1 pseudogene is annotated in these 368 nt (G+C 63.9%); it reads left to right on the forward strand.

The annotated features are described in order from the left end of the window. Nucleotides 1-368: pseudogene (locus tag ACYOEI_RS41210) on the forward strand (hypothetical protein); the annotation flags it as partial.

The raw sequence follows: 368 nt of genomic DNA on the forward strand, positions 1-368 counted from the left end.
CTGGATGTGTTCCATACCGTTTATGAGGCGCGACGTGTGTTGAGACTGGGCTGGAATCGCGTGGAACGCCTCTGGGAGCAGGCGGAGCTCGCCAGCCACCGGGTCACGCAATCGCAACGGCAAGGTCGGGATGCCCGTGGCGTGGCGGTCGCGGCACGTTATGCCTGGAAGGAGGCTGAGGCGGCCTTCGCCGAATATGAGCGATGCGAAGCCGGTTGGAAGAAGGCCCACGCCGCGCTCGCGGTGTTTCGTCCCGAGGGTCAATTGAACGACCGAGTCTGGGCGGAGCAGCAGATCGCCTTGGCGCTCCCTTTGTTGTCGGGTCGTGAGTGGTCCAAGGTCCGAAACTACCTCCAGACCCCGGAGAC

It is taken from the genome of Singulisphaera rosea (genome assembly GCF_054877945.1).